The sequence below is a fragment of the Pseudomonas sp. PDM02 genome (assembly GCF_014852285.1).
Classification (GTDB): Bacteria; Pseudomonadota; Gammaproteobacteria; order Pseudomonadales; family Pseudomonadaceae; genus Aquipseudomonas; species Aquipseudomonas migulae.
Genome location: NZ_JACVBL010000001.1, coordinates 304,302 through 320,257, shown reverse-complemented (window position 1 = coordinate 320,257; position 15,956 = coordinate 304,302). Strand labels below are relative to the sequence as shown.

The window sequence follows — 15,956 nt, the reverse complement described above, 5'->3', positions numbered from 1 at the left end:
TGAACAGCGCGCCCCAAAGGACAATGATATCCATCTCCTACACTCGCCGACGCCCATGTTTTTTGCTCCTCTGATACTGGAAGGGTTCGGCGATGGCCGCTTGGCAACCAGAGACAATCTGCGCCAGACAATGATCCTGCGCCCGCACACCGGGCTGCCTGTGGATCAGACTCCCGGCAAAACCCTGCGTGCCTGCGCCGCTACTCCGTTAGTGGTAAATAGCGGTTCTGTGCAGCACAAGGAAACAGTGCAAAAACCAATCGAATTCGCCCTTCTCTCATTCGCGTGATAGGCCTGTGCACGCAATAATTTTTTTTATTTTTTAATAGCGGTGTAGCTATGACTTTGAAAACCTTGTGTGTGTTTGGCACGCGCCCCGAAGCAATCAAAATGGCCCCTTTGGCGTTAAGCCTCGCGGCGGACGAACGCTTCGAAGCCAAGGTATGTGTAACCGGCCAGCATCGCGAGATGCTGGACCAGGTACTGAATCTTTTCGAGATCACGCCTGACTTCGATCTGAACATCATGAAGTCTGGCCAGGACTTGACGGACGTCACCACCACTATTTTGCAAGGCATGAAATCGGTCTTCGCCGAGTTCAAGCCCGACATCGTCCTCGTGCATGGCGACACTGCTACCACTTTCGCCACCACCCTGGCGGCCTACTACCAGCAAATCCCTGTCGCTCATGTCGAGGCCGGCCTGCGCACGGGCAATCTCTATTCGCCCTGGCCAGAAGAAGCCAACCGCAAGTTGACCGGCGCTCTGGCAGCCCTGCACTTTGCCCCGACAGACACCTCCAGTCAGAATCTGCTCCGGGAAGGGGTAGCTGCTCAAAGCATTCACGTCACGGGCAACACAGTGATCGATGCCCTGCTGGACGTCGTGGCGAGAATTAAAAACAGCGCCACCCTGCAGCAACAGTTTCACCAACAATTCTCCTTCCTGGGTGAAGGGAAGCGAATCATCCTGGTCACCGGCCATCGCCGCGAAAGCTTCGGTGACGGATTTGAAAAAATCTGCCAGGCACTGCTCACGACGGCGAAAGAATTTCCCGACGTCGAAATCGTTTATCCCGTCCACCTCAATCCGAATGTTCGCGAGCCCGTCAATCGACTCCTGGCCGGCATCGACAACGTTCACTTGATTGAACCACTGGATTATTTGCCTTTTGTGTACCTGATGGACCGCTCCTACCTGATCCTCAGTGATTCGGGCGGCATCCAGGAAGAAGCACCTTCGCTGGGCAAACCCGTTCTGGTCATGCGTGACACCACTGAACGCCCGGAAGCCGTCGAGGCAGGCACTGTCAAACTGGTGGGCACCGACATCGACGTTATCACGGGCAACTTGCGCAGCCTGCTGACGGACTCCAACGCTTACAGCCAGATGAGCTTCGCTCACAACCCCTACGGTGATGGCAAGGCGTGCGCGCGGATTCTTGAAACTCTTTCCCAATTTAAAAGAGGCTAACCTATGAGCTTTGAAACCATTTCCGTAGTCGGCCTCGGCTACATCGGACTGCCCACTGCCGCAGTTTTTGCCGCACGCAAGAAAAAAGTCATAGGCGTCGATGTGAATCCTCACGCCGTTGCAACGATCAATCGCGGTGAAATTCACATCATCGAACCGGATCTGGACATTGTCGTGCGGGCAGCGGTAACCGAAGGTTATCTGCGCGCAACCACCATTGCCGAACCGGCCGATGCGTTCCTTATTGCGGTACCGACCCCTTTCAAGGGCGACCACGAACCGGACCTGTCTTACATCGAGTCAGCCAGCAAAGCCATCGCTCCAGTCTTGAAGAAAGGCGATCTGGTCATCCTTGAATCGACTTCTCCGGTCGGCGCAACCGAGCAAATGTCCGCATGGCTGGCTGAAGCGCGCCCGGACTTGAGCTTCCCGCAAACGCATGGCGAAGACTCTGACGTTCGTATTGCACACTGCCCTGAACGCGTCTTGCCGGGTCACGTGCTGCGCGAGCTGATCGAGAACGACCGCATCATCGGCGGCCTGACCGCCAAGTGCTCGGATGCTGCAATGCGTCTGTATAAAACGTTCGTGGAAGGTGAATGCATCATCACCGACGCGCGCACTGCAGAAATGTGCAAGCTGACCGAAAACAGCTTCCGCGACGTCAACATCGCTTTTGCCAACGAACTGTCGATCATCTGCGACAAGCTCGACATCAGCGTATGGGAACTGATCCGCCTGGCTAATCACCACCCGCGAGTCAACATCCTGCAACCTGGCCCTGGTGTAGGCGGTCACTGCATCGCTGTCGACCCTTGGTTTATCGTGAGCAAGACCCCGGATCAAGCGCGCTTGATTCGCGCTGCGCGGGAGGTCAACGACAGCAAGCCGCAATGGGTGCTCGATCAGGTCGCACTCGCAATCGGCAAGTATCTGCAAGAGAACCCGGCTAAAACAGCGAAGGACGTCACTGTCGCCTGTCTGGGCCTGGCGTTTAAGCCGGACATCGATGATCTGCGCGAAAGCCCATCCCTTGAGATCACTGTGCAGATTGCAAAAAATCATCCGGGCACCGTTCTGGCCGTTGAGCCGAACATCGAGCGCCTCCCTGCTCGCCTGGAAGGCATCGCAACCCTGAGCCCAGTCGATCAGGCCCTGTCTTCGGCCAACGTCATCGTTCTGCTCGTAGATCACAGTGCGTTTAAAACCATCCCGAAAACCCGCTTGTCATCGCTGAAAGTTATCGATACCCGCGGAGTCTGGACCTGAAAAATCAGGGGTAACTTGTTTGCGTACAGGAATCAGGTGGGTCATACGCTCACCTGATTTTTTTGCGCTATAAAGCGACAGCGATTTTTACTCTAGATGATCGTGTGCTCGAATTTGTCATGATGAGGTTTAAGAGGTTCCGGCATGGTCAATCTACTAATTCAGGTGCTGACGCTGATAAGTGGCCTGGTTGTAAACTTTGTTATTCCTGGCCTGTATGGACTGGATGCGTATGGCGCGTTCATCAAGGCCAATGTGCTGGTATTTTTATTTCAAAAACTTCTCGACATCGTTAACGAGCAGCTTATTGCCAGCGTCGAAGCCGAGTACATCCTCGTCACCTCATTATTTATGGCGACGTTGATTTTTTTACTGTTCAGTGTGGTCAGTCTGGTAGACGACATCGGTAATCCTTTATTGCTGAGTGTCATGCTGCTCAGTTCAGCGTCCCTGCTTTCCCTGTTCGGGCTCCGTTTGCAGCGCTGGATAGTCGGATACCTCGTTCTCTTCCTGTGTGTTTTTTTCGTCCTCTTGTTCATCAGTTATCAACAGATTCTGCCGCTGAGTATCGTGGACATTCTGCTGCTGACGAATCTGATACCGTGCCTGTTTGCCGTGGCGGTGCTGTTTAGCCATGGCGCAAAACTGCCAGTGGGCAGGCAGTTATTGTCCACCTGCAAGAACGTCTTGTTTTTGTTGCCTAGAATGGTATCCATCACTCTGGTCTTCAATCTGTTTACCAATATCCTGCCCTACATTCTTTCGAAGAGTCTGCCCGTTCGGGACCTTGGACTCTTCCGGGTGATCGTGTCGATCATTCAGTCAGCGACGAGCCTGTTCCCTATAAATGTCAGGGCTGTATTTGTTGCGTTTGTCTCCGGGGGACAGCGTCAAGAGCAATACAGAATCATCATGTCCGTCGCCCTTTTCTACTTCGCACTGGTTGGCTTGTCCGGGTATGCGATGGGATGGCTGTTCCCGCAATACTCCGCTTATCTGGCGATGCTTCCTTGCCTGCCAGTCCTGTACTGGGCCGTGGTGACAGAAAGGTATCTCGTTGCTTCCGGGCTTCATCGTAAAGTAATCATCGCCAACCTCGTCCTGGGCGCACTGGCTGTGGCCGGGATGATCCTGTTCGTTCAAGGCCTGAAACAGGCAGAACTGTTTTATGCGCTTGGGTTCTCTGCCTATTTATTGTTTTTGCACTTGCTGTGCCGACCAGGAATCCGTCTACCGGTCATATTCTGGGTCTCTGTACTCTCCCCTTTCGCAATCGTCTTGAAAGACGTCAATTTGATCTGGGGCGTTCTTTATATGCTTTCTCTTTTGATCATTGCGGTTGGGATACTTCGGCTTCGTCCGGCTGACTTTCGCACCTTGAGGTTTTGACAATGAACGCAGTTAAGTTGTATCGCGTAGGAAACTGGTTTTATCAGCGTCGTGTACCCGTCGTACCTGGCCTGATTCGCAACCTGATTTTTCTTTTGTTCAATTCATACATTCCGTTGTCCGCCAATATTGGAAAAGGCACCATTTTCGCTTACGGCGCCATTGGTGTCGTACTTCACGCGAACGCTAAAGTCGGGACGGGCTGTGTATTAGGCCAAGGAATTACGATTGGTGCTGCAGAAGGCTATGTCACCAGCGAGATCAACAAGTGCCCGGTGATTGGAGACAACTGCTACATCGGTGCAGGTGCAAAGATCATTGGCGATATTAAAATCGGGGATAACTGCCAGATTGGAGCATCGGCCGTAGTACTGAAAGACATACCCAACAATTCAATCGTTGTCGGCATTCCAGCCCGAGTGATTGGACAGACCTCTGTAGACTATAAAGCTATACGCCCCTGAAATGGCGAACGGAGTATCGCAATGAGTAGTAACGACTGCATGAAAAACAGCATGGCAATTGCAGCGGCCGCGTGCATTTCCATTCTGCTTATGCAGGATCCTGGCGTTCTTTTCTACACCGGCATTGTTGGTGTTTCCCTGCTTGTGCTGACGGCCATTATTTCGCCTTGGCTGGGCCTGTTGGCGTTATTCCCGCTGGCCTTTGCCTTGCGCCCGGCCCCACCGTCAGTAGGGGCTCAAGAAATATCGTTCGCCGCTTTGCTGGCAGTGATATTCATTGCTGCATTGATCAAGTTGCTTCGCACTTGCGGAATCAGGTCCGTACTGCGCCTTTTCGGGATCCCGCTGCTTATAGGCGCGGGAATATTGAGCATCAACCTGGCCGTGGCCATGCACAATCATGTGCCGATGCTGGACTGGATCAGGGGCGTCATTCCCTTTCTGTTTATATATGCACTGATACCTGTCTGCGCACTGGTCAGCGGTGACGAAAGCAAGATCCGCTGGGTCGGCGCTTCAGTGGGAACCCTGATTTTCCTGACCGCCGGCTACATCGTTTTCTACTACTTCTACCACGACATGTGGCAACCGTACTGGCTCATCCTGACTAACGGAGAGGAAGTCAAAATCTCTCAAGAAGCGGCCTTGAACAACGTCAACGCCATGGGGCCGATGCGCGACCGGATCACCATGCTGCTGGCACAGGCAACAGATGCGTTGCTGCCTGTCGGCATGGTTGTGGGGTTCGTTGTAAGTACGTTGGCACGAGACCGGCGGATTACTATTGTCGGCGCTTTGGTGGCCATGCTTTGCATGGCAGCCGTACTGATCACCTTCACAAGAAGCATGCTGATCAGCGCCCTTTTGGTCATGCTGCTCTTTTCGCTCTATGCATTTTTCGCCCATAAAAACTTGCGCGTAAAGTTGTCGGCCAATTTGGTCACTCAGGGCGTATTTGGCGTTGCATTCATCTTTTCCACTGGCATGGATCAGGTTTGGCTCGGACGCTTGAGTTTGTTATCGGGGGCCGCCTGGAAACGAAAAGGTGACTTCAACGTAATGTCCCGGCTTGAAGAATACAAAATCGCCTGGGAAATGTTCTTGAGCCATCCAGTGCTGGGCAACGGGATGGGTATCAAGCATGGAATGCGCTGGGAAACTTCTGAAGGTGTCTCCTTCACCGAGATGGTTGCGTACATACACAACTGGCCGCTCTACATGCTGATGGTTGGCGGACTTCTGGGTTTTCTGGTTTATTCGTTGGTCATCGCCGGCCCCGTCCTCTATCGTCTTACGTCCCTCAGATCTGAGTCTGCACATTTAACAGTTGTTCGTGCAGCCGTCATGACACTGGCGGTCTATGGTTTGTTTTTCGCGGTATTCCGTCTGATTTCGTTCAACCTGTTGCTTGCTGCTGCCTGGGGAGTGGTCTTCGCGCATAAGTGGTCCCGAGAGAACCGTGCGTCTAGCGCCCATGCCGTACATTCACACACGGCCTCGACTCAAACCAAAGAAAAGCCTGTTGGGCATGAGCCTGCCGATCAAAAAAATGTGGAGCTATCTGTATAATGTGCGGCCTAAGTTTTTTTGCTGTTAAACGCGAGGTCCTCGGAGTTCAGAGCCAGCTGGAATCAAGCCTGGCCGTCACCAAACATCGCGGCCCGGATGCGTCTGGTACTTACTTCGCCAGTGTCGGGGACTACCAGGTAGGCCTCGGACATAACAGGCTCAGCATCCTGGACCTTTCGCCGACCGGCAGTCAGCCAATGTTCGCCGGCAATGGCGTCAGCATCGTATTCAATGGTGAGGTATTCAACCATCATGAACTGCGTAATCAGCTGATCGAAAAAGGCTACTCATTCAAGGGCACCTCGGATACAGAGGTCATTCTTCAGCTTTATGTTGAGCACAAGGAACACGCTTTCAAACTGCTTGAAGGCATGTTCACTTTTGTCATCCTGGATGAAGCCAGAAATAAATTCTTCCTGGTAAGAGATGTTATCGGGATCAAGCCTGTGTACTGCTATTCCAGCGCGAACGGCATCTACGCCTGCTCGGAAATACGCGGCCTCAAGAGTTATTCGGAGGTCACCGCCGATATTGATCACGATGACGTTTTCGAGTTCTTCAATAACGGTTTCCTCTACGAACCGAACACCGGCTACAAAGCCATCAAAAAATTGATGCCCGGGACTTACCTTGAGTTCGATCTGCTCACGGGCGCTTGCGAGACCCAGCGTTACCAGACCGTGATGAACTTCAAGACCGAGCAAAACCTCGCCGCAGATGTGAGCAGCGCGGTGACACGGCAATTGGAGGCGGATGTTCCGGTTGGCGTATTTTTCAGTGGCGGCGCTGACTCCAGTATTCTGGCCAGTTACACGGGTGAGGCAGATCTGTTTTTCGCCAAGTACGAAGCGACGGAAGATTCTGCTGTCGATATGAAGTTCTCGGCTGATATCGCTGAACACCTGGGCAAGAAACTTGTGGTGACAGAGATTCTCGATTCGAACACCAACGTGTTCGAGTCGATCGATTTCGTCGCAGCGAATACGGAAGAGCTGGTTTCCGATTACACATTCTGGGCTACCTATCGGTTATCAACAGAAGCCAGGAAGAGCGGATACACCGTAATGCTCAGCGGGATGGGTGGGGACGAGGCATTCGCCGGTTATCCACGCTACAAGGTCCTGAAGCATCACGGGCTGATTCGGCGGCTCTACCCAGTGCTGAATGCTCTGCTGAAATTCAAGCTGTTTCCCAAGCAGCTCGACAAAAAATTCGAACGACTGGTGTCCTATGCCCAGGAAAGTTACTGGCCTTTGGCGTATTCACGAATGCTGGGATATTTCTCCAGGCAGGAGTTGAAAGGCTTTTTCCCCGATTACTCGAAACGGGAACAGCATTACAAGCAACGCCTTGAGTCCGTGCTCGTCAATTACAAGGGCGATCCCGCAGACAAAGTAAAATGTGCACAACACTTTGACCTGACAGGCTTTCTAAGCCACAACCTCAGTGTTTCCGATAAAGCGAGCATGCTCGCCAGTATCGAGTTGCGTGTGCCTTTGCTCGATGAGCGAGTCGTTGCCAATGGTTTCGCCACCTCAAGTGCAGAACTGCTGAAGGATGGCGCGCCAAAGGCCCCTCTGAAGAGCCTATTGAAAAGCCTGCTTCCAGCCGCTCTTGTGGATCGCCCGAAAACCGGCTTCAACCCTCCCCTCGACGGCATTATCCGTCGGATAGGAGCGGAGCGATTGCTCAGCGAGTTCGAGCGGATTTATCAGTATCTAGAGCGCGAAGAAGTGGAAAAGCTGGTGACGAATCATTTTTCGGGCGCAATCAACAACACGTACAAGCTGTGGCAGGTGCTGTACTTTGAACGTTGGTTGAAACTGAACTTTGCGTAAAAGCTTCCAGGTCCGCTTGTAAACGACGACATCTTTCATTATTTAAGTGATTTTTATGGGCAATGCGCTGACATCTCGGCTTTTCAAGCTCTACCACACAGCCAAAATGTTACGGTTGAAGCAGATTTTCTACCGGATCTATTACCGTTTCGCCAAAGTAAAACCATTTACGGCAACCGGATTCGGCAAGCGATCGGCCTTTGATCTGGCAAAAGCCCCAGGCTGGAGTGCGTCCCGCTTTACGACGGACGAGCAGTTCGACTTCATGGGCATGAAAGCGCCCATCGAGTGGAGCAACACGACACTCCCGAAAATCTGGCAATACAACCTGCATTACCTCGACCATTTGGCGGCATCCGACCAGGCATCCACTGCATTCGACACCCGCCTGGTCAACAGCTGGATTGTGAATAACCCTCCCTTCGGCGGTTGCGGATGGGAACCCTATACGCTCTCTCTGCGTATCGTGAACCTGGTGAAGTGGCTGCAGAGACAGCCGAGCCTGGAAGGCCATTGGCTGGACAGCCTGGCCATGCAAACCCATGCCCTGTCCGAACAGGTGGAATATCACATCCTGGCAAACCATCTGTTCGTGAACGGCAAGGCGCTCGTGTTTGCCGGCACCTTCCTGGAAGGCGCTCATGCTGAACGCTGGCAGTCGCTGGGACTGGAGATTCTGGATAGCGAGGTCAAGGAGCAGTTTCTGGCGGACGGCGCGCACTTTGAATTGTCCCCCATGTACCACGCCTCCCTGCTGTGGGACATGTGCGACCTGGTGAACCTGGCCACCCATACCAAACTTGCACCACTAAGAAACCGACTGGACGAATGGAAGCACGTTGTCGAACGAGGCATCGTCTGGCTACGCAGCCTCCAGCACCCCGACGGTGGCATCCCCTTCTTTAACGATTCGGCGTTCGGCATCGCTCCCGCGCTGCACGATATCGAGACATACGCACACCTGCTCAATTGCCTGCCAGAGCAAAAAAACAGCACTGCCACTGCTGTCTCGGCCGAACATCACGTCGAAAGCGGCTACGTCTCGATTGATTTTGGCAATCAATGCAAGGCGCTATTGAACCTTGCGCAGGTGGCCCCCGACTACCAACCGGGGCATACCCATGCCGACACCCTGAGTTTCGAACTCAGCCTCTTTGGTCAGCGCGTCTTCGTCAACTCCGGAACCTCGCAGTACGGCGAAGACTCCGAACGTCATCGCCAACGCAGTACAGCAGCACACAACACCGTCGAAGTGGACGGCGAGAGTTCCTCCGAAGTCTGGGCCGGCTTCAGGGTTGCCCGGCGTGCGCGTGTTGCGCTGGATACGTTTGACCAGGCCGATGGCATCGTCCGCGTCCGCTGTAGTCATGATGGTTACAAGCGTTTGAAAGGGAAAAACCTGCACACCCGTGAATGGCTCGCAAAAGTTGACGAGTTGCAGATCACGGATTCGCTCACAGGAAGTTTTAACCGCGCGAAAGCCAGGTTTTTTGTACACCCCGAGGCCTTGGTTGTTCAAAATGGCGGGCAATTGACGATCACCCTTCCCGGCGGCCAGGTTGCTTCCGTTTTCCTGGAGGGTGCAACCAAGATCAACGTAGTTACTTCAACGTGGCATCCAGAATTTGGCAAGTCTGTTCCGAACCAGTGCATCGTCGCTGAGCTGTCGTCGAACACGCTGACCACCCGTATAACTTGGTGAGGTTTATTTGAAACTTTTAATCCTGAGCTTTTACTACCAGCCTGACTTATCTGCCGGTTCGTTTCGTACTACGGCATTGGTAAAGGCGCTTCTCGAGAAACTGCCGGCGCACGCGCATATCGAGCTGATTACAACCTTGCCAAACCGCTACAGCTCGTTCAGCAGCGAAGCGCCGGAACTGGAAGAGCATCCTCGCCTGACCATTCGCCGAATCGCATTGCCGGCCCACAAAAGCGGTATGGCAGATCAAGCCAAGGCTTTTCTGGTTTACGCGAACGGCGTGCGCAAGATTGTTCAGAACAAACAATATGACCTTATCTATGCGACCTCTTCGCGCCTGATGACGGCGTCGCTGGGCGCCCTCATCGCCCGCCAGAAAAAGACTCCGCTTTATCTGGACATTCGCGATATTTTTGTCGACACGATCAAGGATATTCTGCCGAAGAAGCTGATCTGGCTGCTCAAGCCCATGCTTTCGCTACTTGAAAGTTTTACCATCAAGTCGGCCAAGAAGGTCAATCTGGTTTCCGCCGGTTTTCTCCCTTACTTCAAATCCCGGTATCCGGACCAGCACTACTCGCTGTTCACAAACGGTATCGATGACGAGTTCCTGGATGTCCAGCCTGTCGAGAGCTCTGCGAGTCTGAATCCGGTCCTGGACGTGGTCTACGCCGGAAACATCGGTGAAGGCCAAGGGCTGCACACGATCATTCCTGCGCTAGCCAAACGCCTTGAGGGGAAGTTGCGATTTCGAGTGATCGGTGATGGAGGGAGACTCGCTCACCTGAAGGAGGCTATCAGTTCAACCGGCTGCACTAACGTTGAGCTGTTGAACCCGGTCAAGCGCAATGAACTGATTCAGGTCTATCAGTCGGCAGATGTGCTGTTCCTGCACCTCAATGACTACGACGCGTTCCGCAAGGTCTTGCCGTCCAAACTGTTTGAATACGCCGCGTTGGGTAAACCGATCTGGGCCGGCATTTCGGGTTACGCGGCAAGCTTTGTCGCTGAACATATCGAAAATACAGCCGTCTTCGAACCTTGCGATGTGGATGCTGCAACCAGATCTTTCGAGAACCTGAATATTCTGACCAGCCCACGGCATGCCTTCGTCGAGCGTTTTGCCCGCGGCAATATCATGCGCGAGATGTCGCAAGACATTCTTTCCCTGAAGGAGGCTCGTTAATCATGCGCATTCTTCTGGCAGGGGCCAGCGGCTTTGTCGGCAGCGGGCTGATCGCACCGTTGCTTGAGCGTGGCCACGAAATTACCGCCGCCGTACGCAAGTTGAAGGTTGATCTCGACTCGCGTGTGACACAGAGCCTGGTCAATGGGCTGTCGGCCGATCAGGACTGGCAGGGATTGTTGAAGGACCAGGATCTGGTCATCCAGTTGGCTGCTCGCGTACACGTCATGAGTGACGAATCCTCCGACCCCCTTGCCGAATATCGCAAGGTGAACGTCGAAGGAACGCTCAATCTGGCTCGGCAGGCCGCTGACGCCGGGGTCAAGCGCTTCATTTTCCTCAGCTCAATCAAGGTCAATGGCGAAGGCACGGCTCTCGGCAAGCCTTACGTTGCCGATGGAGAGGAGGCGCCAAGCGACCCTTACGGCATTTCCAAAATGGAAGCGGAACATGCCCTGAGAGCGCTGGCGGCTGAAACCGGCATGGAAGTGGTGATTATTCGTCCGGTGCTGGTTTATGGGCCTGGCGTGCGAGCCAACTTCCTCAGCATGATGCGCTGGCTGGACAAAGGCGTACCCCTGCCGTTTGGTGCCATTCACAACCAACGCAGCCTCGTTGCCCTGGATAATCTGGTTGACCTGATTGTGACGTGCACCGAGCACTTCGCAGCAGCAAACCAGACCTTTCTCGTGAGTGATGGTGAGGATCTTTCGACTACCATGTTGTTGCGTCGAATGGCGACGGCCCTGGGCAAACCTGCACGCTTGCTGCCGGTGCCGAGCTGGATGCTTGAAACCGGCGCGACACTCCTGGGCAAGCAAGCACTGGCCCAGCGTTTGTGCGGCTCACTTCAGGTCGATATCAGCAAGACTCGTGAACTATTGAATTGGAAACCGCCGGTCAGCGTCGACGAAGCGCTGCGCAACACGGCTAAACACTTTTTGGAACTACACACTCAATGAATATGTGGTGGCTGTTACCGGCTGCGGCCGTTGTCGCACTTTTTCTGACTGGCGCCCTGCGCCGGTACGCATTGGCTCGAAGCCTGATCGACATACCGAATGCGCGCAGCTCGCACGTCGTGCCGACACCAAGAGGTGGTGGTGTAGCGATCGTAGTGAGCTTTCTGCTGGCATTGATGTGGACGGCCAGTCTGGGCTTCGTTGCCTGGCCTCTGACCTGGGCCTTACTGGGCGCAGGCGTCGGTATTGCGGTACTGGGGTTTCTGGATGATCACGGCCATATCAGCGCTCGTTGGCGCTTGCTGGGCCACTTCATTGCAGCCACCTGGGCGCTGTTCTGGATAGGTGGCTTGCCGCCGCTGACACTATTTGGATTCGCGCTCGACCTGGGATGGATCGGTCATGCGTTGGCAGCCGTTTATCTGGTGTGGTTGCTGAACCTGTACAACTTTATGGACGGGATTGACGGCATTGCCAGTGTCGAAGCTATCTGTGTATGCCTGAGCGGAGCGCTGTTGTACTGGCTGGCGGGGAATGAACTGGCGGCGCTGTTGCCTCTGTTACTGGCTTTTGCGGTAGCAGGCTTCCTGTATTGGAACTTCCCAAGAGCGCGGATTTTCATGGGTGATGCCGGCAGCGGTTTCCTGGGCATTACCTTGGGGGTACTGTCGTTGCAGGCTGCCTGGACGGCACCACAGCTTCTCTGGAGCTGGTTGATTTTGCTCGGCGTGTTCATTGTTGATGCTACGTGGACTTTGCTTCGCCGCTTGTTCAGGGGTGACAAGGTCTATGAAGCCCACCGTAGCCATGCCTATCAATTTGCTTCCCGCCAGTTTGGCAAGCACTTGCCAGTCACCCTGACGGTCGCAGCGATCAATCTGTGCTGGCTGTTACCGATCGCCCTGGTGGTCGGGAGCGGCAAACTGGATGGCCTGTCGGGAGTGTGCCTGGCTTATCTGCCGTTGGTAGTTTTAGCCGTCAAGTTCAAGGCTGGGGAAAAAGAGGCTTAACAGCCGAGTCAGGAAATGGCGATGGGGGATGGGGGATGGCACTAGCCCCCTCCTCCGGCCAACCACTGGAATTAACCGGTGACGCTTCCATCGTTGTAGATCAAACCAGACGCTTGCGCCGCGCTCTTGCGGTGCGACCAACGATCCAGCCAATCGCAGGCCCTGCGACCATCCCTATCAGCAACGAAACCACCACTACAACGGAAACTGGCAACTGCGGCCCAGCCCATCCAAGGAACAGCAAGGAAACCGACTGCTGGTTCTCAAGTACAAAAGCCAGTATCGCCAGCACCAGCAACAGTAGAACGACCATAACCAGCACGCGCTTCAAGCTACTCATGAGCCCCTCCCTGTCTGGATTTCAAACTTCTTCCTCTTCTTCATTTACCCGATCCCGTAACTCTTTCCCCGGCTTGAAATGGGGAACGAATTTGCCGTCAAGGCTCACGGACTGACCGGTTTTCGGATTGCGGCCTACGCGCGGTGCGCGGTAGTGCAGGGAGAAGCTGCCAAATCCACGGATCTCGATGCGATCACCGGTGGCCAGACATTGGGACATTTGTTCAAGCATGGTCTTGATAGCCAGCTCCACATCCTTTGATGAGAGCAGCCCTTGATGGGTGACAATTCGTTCGATCAACTCCGACTTCGTCATATTTTTCCCTTCTTTTTCAAGCAGCTAGGAAAAGCGCTTCAAAGGTTTTAGCATGCCCGAAGGAATTTGAACAGCCCGAGCTTTGACATATCTTCGCCAGCAATGGGATGCCGATTTCAGAACAGAAGCCTGATCAAGCCCGACCTGCTCATCTGCAGATAACCAGCATGGTGCGTGTCACATAACCTGCCGGGTTGAAGCCAAAGGGATACTCATCTTCGTCTTTGGCGTCATCAGATCTCGTGACCACCTTGTAGCCAGCGCCCTTGCACTCCTTGGCAGCGCGTTTGTGACACTTCTCCCACCCCGACCCCAACCCCGAACAATCGATCTCGATACCACTAACCCCACGTGAGGCGTGAGTCTTCGCATTAGTGGTACAACCCGCCAATGTCAGAACGGCTAGTGCGACAACGAGCTTGTTCATTCATTTCCTTATGCCGGGCGCCCTGCCCGACTGTCGTTCGCTTCTGACTAAAGACTAGCTGCAAATAAACGATTGATCCGATTAAAGAAAGAGACAGCTTTTGGGGCCAGTTGGTTTCACCGGCGAACAATGTCGTGCGATGTGGTTACCGCACACACCAAATCGCAGGCACAAAAAAGGGCGACCGAAGTCGCCCTTTTTAATGATCAAGCAGAACTTAGTTCTGTTTGGCCATTGCCTGGCGCAGCAGTGCCGCCATGGTGGTGTCAGCAGCAGCTTCACCTTCCGGAGCAGTTTTCAGGCTCTGGATGGCTTCTTTCTCTTCAGCATCGTCTTTCGATTTGATCGACAGCTGAATTACGCGGCTCTTACGATCAACGCTGATGATCTTGGCTTCTACTTCCTGGCCTTCTTTCAGAACGTTGCGCGCGTCTTCAACGCGGTCACGGCTGATTTCGGAGGCTTTCAGAGTCGCTTCGATATCGTCGGCCAGAGTGATGATGGCGCCTTTAGCGTCAACTTCTTTCACGATGCCTTTAACGATTGCGCCTTTGTCGTTCTCTTGAACGTACTCGGAGAACGGATCGCTTTCCAGTTGCTTGATACCCAGGGAGATACGCTCGCGCTCTGGGTCAACCGACAGGATAACGGTGTCCAGCTCGTCGCCCTTCTTGAAGCGGCGAACGGCTTCTTCGCCCACTTCGTTCCAGGAGATGTCGGACAGGTGAACCAGACCGTCGATGCCGCCGTCCAGACCAATGAAGATACCGAAATCGGTGATCGACTTGATGGTGCCGGAGATTTTATCGCCCTTGTTGAACTGGCCAGAGAAATCTTCCCATGGGTTAGATTTGCACTGCTTGATGCCGAGGGAGATACGACGACGCTCTTCGTCGATGTCCAGAACCATAACTTCCACTTCGTCGCCGACTTGTACGACTTTCGAAGGGTGGATGTTCTTGTTGGTCCAGTCCATTTCGGAAACGTGTACCAGACCTTCAACGCCTTCTTCCAGCTCAGCGAAGCAGCCGTAGTCGGTCAGGTTGGTTACACGAGCGGTAACGCGAGTGCTTTCTGGGTAACGGGCTTTGATAGCAACCCATGGATCTTCGCCCAGTTGCTTCAGGCCCAGGGAAACACGGTTGCGTTCGCGATCGTATTTCAGAACCTTAACGTCGATTTCGTCACCAACGTTGACGATCTCGGAAGGATGCTTGATGCGCTTCCAAGCCATGTCGGTGATGTGCAGCAGGCCGTCCACGCCACCCAGATCGACGAATGCGCCGTAATCGGTGAGGTTCTTGACGATACCTTTGACTTGCTGACCTTCCTGCAGGGATTCCAGCAGAGCTTCACGCTCGGCGGAGTTCTCGGCTTCGAGGACGCTGCGACGGGAAACGACAACGTTGTTGCGTTTCTGGTCGAGTTTGATGACCTTGAATTCCAGCTCTTTGCCTTCCAGGTGCGTGGTATCGCGCACAGGACGGACGTCAACCAGGGAACCTGGCAGGAACGCACGGATGCCGTTAACGTCGACAGTGAAGCCGCCTTTAACCTTACCGTTGATAACGCCCTTGACCACTTCCTCGGCTGCGAAGGCAGCTTCCAGAACAATCCAGCATTCAGCGCGCTTGGCTTTTTCACGGGACAGCTTGGTTTCACCAAAGCCGTCTTCAACCGAGTCCAGCGCAACGTGAACTTCGTCACCGACGTTGATAGTCAGGTCGCCAGCGTCGTTGTAGAACTGCTCAAGCGGGATGAGTGCTTCAGACTTCAGGCCAGCGTGAACGGTTACCCAGCGAGCTTGGTAATCGATATCAACGATAACACCGGTGATGATGGAGCCTGCCTGAAGGTTCAGGGTTTTTAGGCTTTCTTCAAAGAGTTCCGCAAAGCTTTCGCTCATTTTAATTCCTGTTGATGAGGGCGAAGAATACGCCCATCTCCACACCCCAGACGGTGTGGGTTAGTTTCATTTAAAAGAAGCGCCACAGGACTATGACTGGTCCCCT

Annotated in this window: 14 protein-coding genes; 10 read left to right on the top strand and 4 right to left on the bottom strand. The window is 53.9% G+C overall.

Translation table 11 applies throughout. From position 1 onward, the window contains the following. The first annotated feature begins 339 nt into the window (after positions 1 to 339). From wecB to IB245_RS01385, 10 genes are all read left to right on the top strand, one after another. A complete protein-coding gene (wecB, locus tag IB245_RS01430) occupies positions 340 to 1,473 on the top strand; it encodes a non-hydrolyzing UDP-N-acetylglucosamine 2-epimerase (RefSeq protein WP_008042169.1) in 1,134 nt (377 codons plus the stop codon). Positions 1,474 to 1,476: 3 nt separating this feature from the next. Then, entirely contained in the window at positions 1,477 to 2,742 is a 1,266-nt protein-coding gene (gene wecC / locus IB245_RS01425; RefSeq protein WP_192226166.1) for a UDP-N-acetyl-D-mannosamine dehydrogenase, read from the top strand. A 144-nt stretch (positions 2,743 to 2,886) separates the two neighbouring features. Next, on the top strand, positions 2,887 to 4,131 hold the full coding sequence (locus tag IB245_RS01420; RefSeq protein WP_192226164.1) for a hypothetical protein: 1,245 nt from the start codon (positions 2,887 to 2,889) through the stop codon (positions 4,129 to 4,131). Positions 4,132 to 4,133: 2 nt separating this feature from the next. Then, on the top strand, positions 4,134 to 4,595 hold the full coding sequence (locus IB245_RS01415) for a serine O-acetyltransferase (RefSeq protein ID WP_192226162.1): 462 nt from the start codon (positions 4,134 to 4,136) through the stop codon (positions 4,593 to 4,595). A 21-nt stretch (positions 4,596 to 4,616) separates the two neighbouring features. Continuing rightward, the gene (locus IB245_RS01410; protein ID WP_192226160.1) at positions 4,617 to 6,164 is read left to right on the top strand and encodes an O-antigen ligase family protein; all 1,548 of its coding nucleotides are present in this window, start codon (positions 4,617 to 4,619) and stop codon (positions 6,162 to 6,164) included. After that, the gene (gene asnB / locus IB245_RS01405) at positions 6,164 to 8,002 is read left to right on the top strand and encodes an asparagine synthase (glutamine-hydrolyzing) (protein WP_192226158.1); all 1,839 of its coding nucleotides are present in this window, start codon (positions 6,164 to 6,166) and stop codon (positions 8,000 to 8,002) included. Before IB245_RS01410 ends, asnB begins: the two co-directional genes overlap by 1 nt. Before the next feature lie 55 nt (positions 8,003 to 8,057). Further along, a complete protein-coding gene (locus IB245_RS01400) occupies positions 8,058 to 9,704 on the top strand; it encodes a heparinase II/III family protein (protein WP_192226156.1) in 1,647 nt (548 codons plus the stop codon). A gap of 7 nt (positions 9,705 to 9,711) precedes the next feature. Further along, the gene (locus IB245_RS01395) at positions 9,712 to 10,890 is read left to right on the top strand and encodes a glycosyltransferase family 4 protein (protein WP_192226154.1); all 1,179 of its coding nucleotides are present in this window, start codon (positions 9,712 to 9,714) and stop codon (positions 10,888 to 10,890) included. 2 nt (positions 10,891 to 10,892) lie between these two features. Continuing rightward, the gene (locus IB245_RS01390) at positions 10,893 to 11,852 is read left to right on the top strand and encodes a UDP-glucose 4-epimerase family protein (protein WP_192226152.1); all 960 of its coding nucleotides are present in this window, start codon (positions 10,893 to 10,895) and stop codon (positions 11,850 to 11,852) included. Continuing rightward, on the top strand, positions 11,849 to 12,862 hold the full coding sequence (locus tag IB245_RS01385) for an MraY family glycosyltransferase (protein WP_008042115.1): 1,014 nt from the start codon (positions 11,849 to 11,851) through the stop codon (positions 12,860 to 12,862). The genes IB245_RS01390 and IB245_RS01385 overlap by 4 nt, the downstream gene beginning before the upstream one ends. Positions 12,863 to 12,962: 100 nt before the next feature. Here IB245_RS01385 and IB245_RS01380 read toward each other — a convergent pair whose 3' ends face one another. The 4 genes from IB245_RS01380 to rpsA all read right to left on the bottom strand — a co-directional run bounded on the left by IB245_RS01380 (position 12,963) and on the right by rpsA (position 15,850). Beyond that, complete coding sequence (locus IB245_RS01380) at positions 12,963 to 13,202, bottom strand: lipopolysaccharide assembly protein LapA domain-containing protein (protein WP_192226150.1); 240 nt, start codon at positions 13,200 to 13,202, stop codon at positions 12,963 to 12,965. A gap of 21 nt (positions 13,203 to 13,223) precedes the next feature. Beyond that, positions 13,224 to 13,517, bottom strand: a complete 294-nt coding sequence (ihfB, locus tag IB245_RS01375; RefSeq protein WP_008042113.1) for an integration host factor subunit beta — start codon at positions 13,515 to 13,517, stop codon at positions 13,224 to 13,226. A 148-nt stretch (positions 13,518 to 13,665) separates the two neighbouring features. Then, positions 13,666 to 13,944 carry a hypothetical protein gene (locus tag IB245_RS01370; protein ID WP_008042112.1) on the bottom strand — a complete coding sequence of 93 codons (279 nt, stop codon included), beginning with the start codon at positions 13,942 to 13,944 and terminating at the stop codon, positions 13,666 to 13,668. A 217-nt stretch (positions 13,945 to 14,161) separates the two neighbouring features. Further along, positions 14,162 to 15,850: a 30S ribosomal protein S1 gene (gene rpsA, locus IB245_RS01365; protein WP_008031789.1), complete on the bottom strand. Its 1,689-nt coding sequence runs from the start codon at positions 15,848 to 15,850 to the stop codon at positions 14,162 to 14,164. Between the last annotated feature and the right edge of the window lie 106 nt (positions 15,851 to 15,956).

Excerpts from the sequence above, each read along its gene's own strand:
- wecB (WP_008042169.1), top strand. The coding sequence starts at position 340 with ATGACTTTGAAAACCTTGTGTGTGTTTGGCACGCGCCCCGAAGCAATC.
- wecC (WP_192226166.1), top strand. The coding sequence starts at position 1,477 with ATGAGCTTTGAAACCATTTCCGTAGTCGGCCTCGGCTACATCGGACTG.
- IB245_RS01420 (WP_192226164.1), top strand. The coding sequence starts at position 2,887 with ATGGTCAATCTACTAATTCAGGTGCTGACGCTGATAAGTGGCCTGGTT.
- IB245_RS01415 (WP_192226162.1), top strand. The coding sequence starts at position 4,134 with ATGAACGCAGTTAAGTTGTATCGCGTAGGAAACTGGTTTTATCAGCGT.
- IB245_RS01410 (WP_192226160.1), top strand. The coding sequence starts at position 4,617 with ATGAGTAGTAACGACTGCATGAAAAACAGCATGGCAATTGCAGCGGCC.
- asnB (WP_192226158.1), top strand. The coding sequence starts at position 6,164 with ATGTGCGGCCTAAGTTTTTTTGCTGTTAAACGCGAGGTCCTCGGAGTT.
- IB245_RS01400 (WP_192226156.1), top strand. The coding sequence starts at position 8,058 with ATGGGCAATGCGCTGACATCTCGGCTTTTCAAGCTCTACCACACAGCC.
- IB245_RS01390 (WP_192226152.1), top strand. The coding sequence starts at position 10,893 with ATGCGCATTCTTCTGGCAGGGGCCAGCGGCTTTGTCGGCAGCGGGCTG.
- IB245_RS01385 (WP_008042115.1), top strand. The coding sequence starts at position 11,849 with ATGAATATGTGGTGGCTGTTACCGGCTGCGGCCGTTGTCGCACTTTTT.
- IB245_RS01380 (WP_192226150.1), bottom strand. The coding sequence starts at position 13,202 with ATGAGTAGCTTGAAGCGCGTGCTGGTTATGGTCGTTCTACTGTTGCTG.
- ihfB (WP_008042113.1), bottom strand. The coding sequence starts at position 13,517 with ATGACGAAGTCGGAGTTGATCGAACGAATTGTCACCCATCAAGGGCTG.
- IB245_RS01370 (WP_008042112.1), bottom strand. The coding sequence starts at position 13,944 with ATGAACAAGCTCGTTGTCGCACTAGCCGTTCTGACATTGGCGGGTTGT.
- rpsA (WP_008031789.1), bottom strand. The coding sequence starts at position 15,850 with ATGAGCGAAAGCTTTGCGGAACTCTTTGAAGAAAGCCTAAAAACCCTG.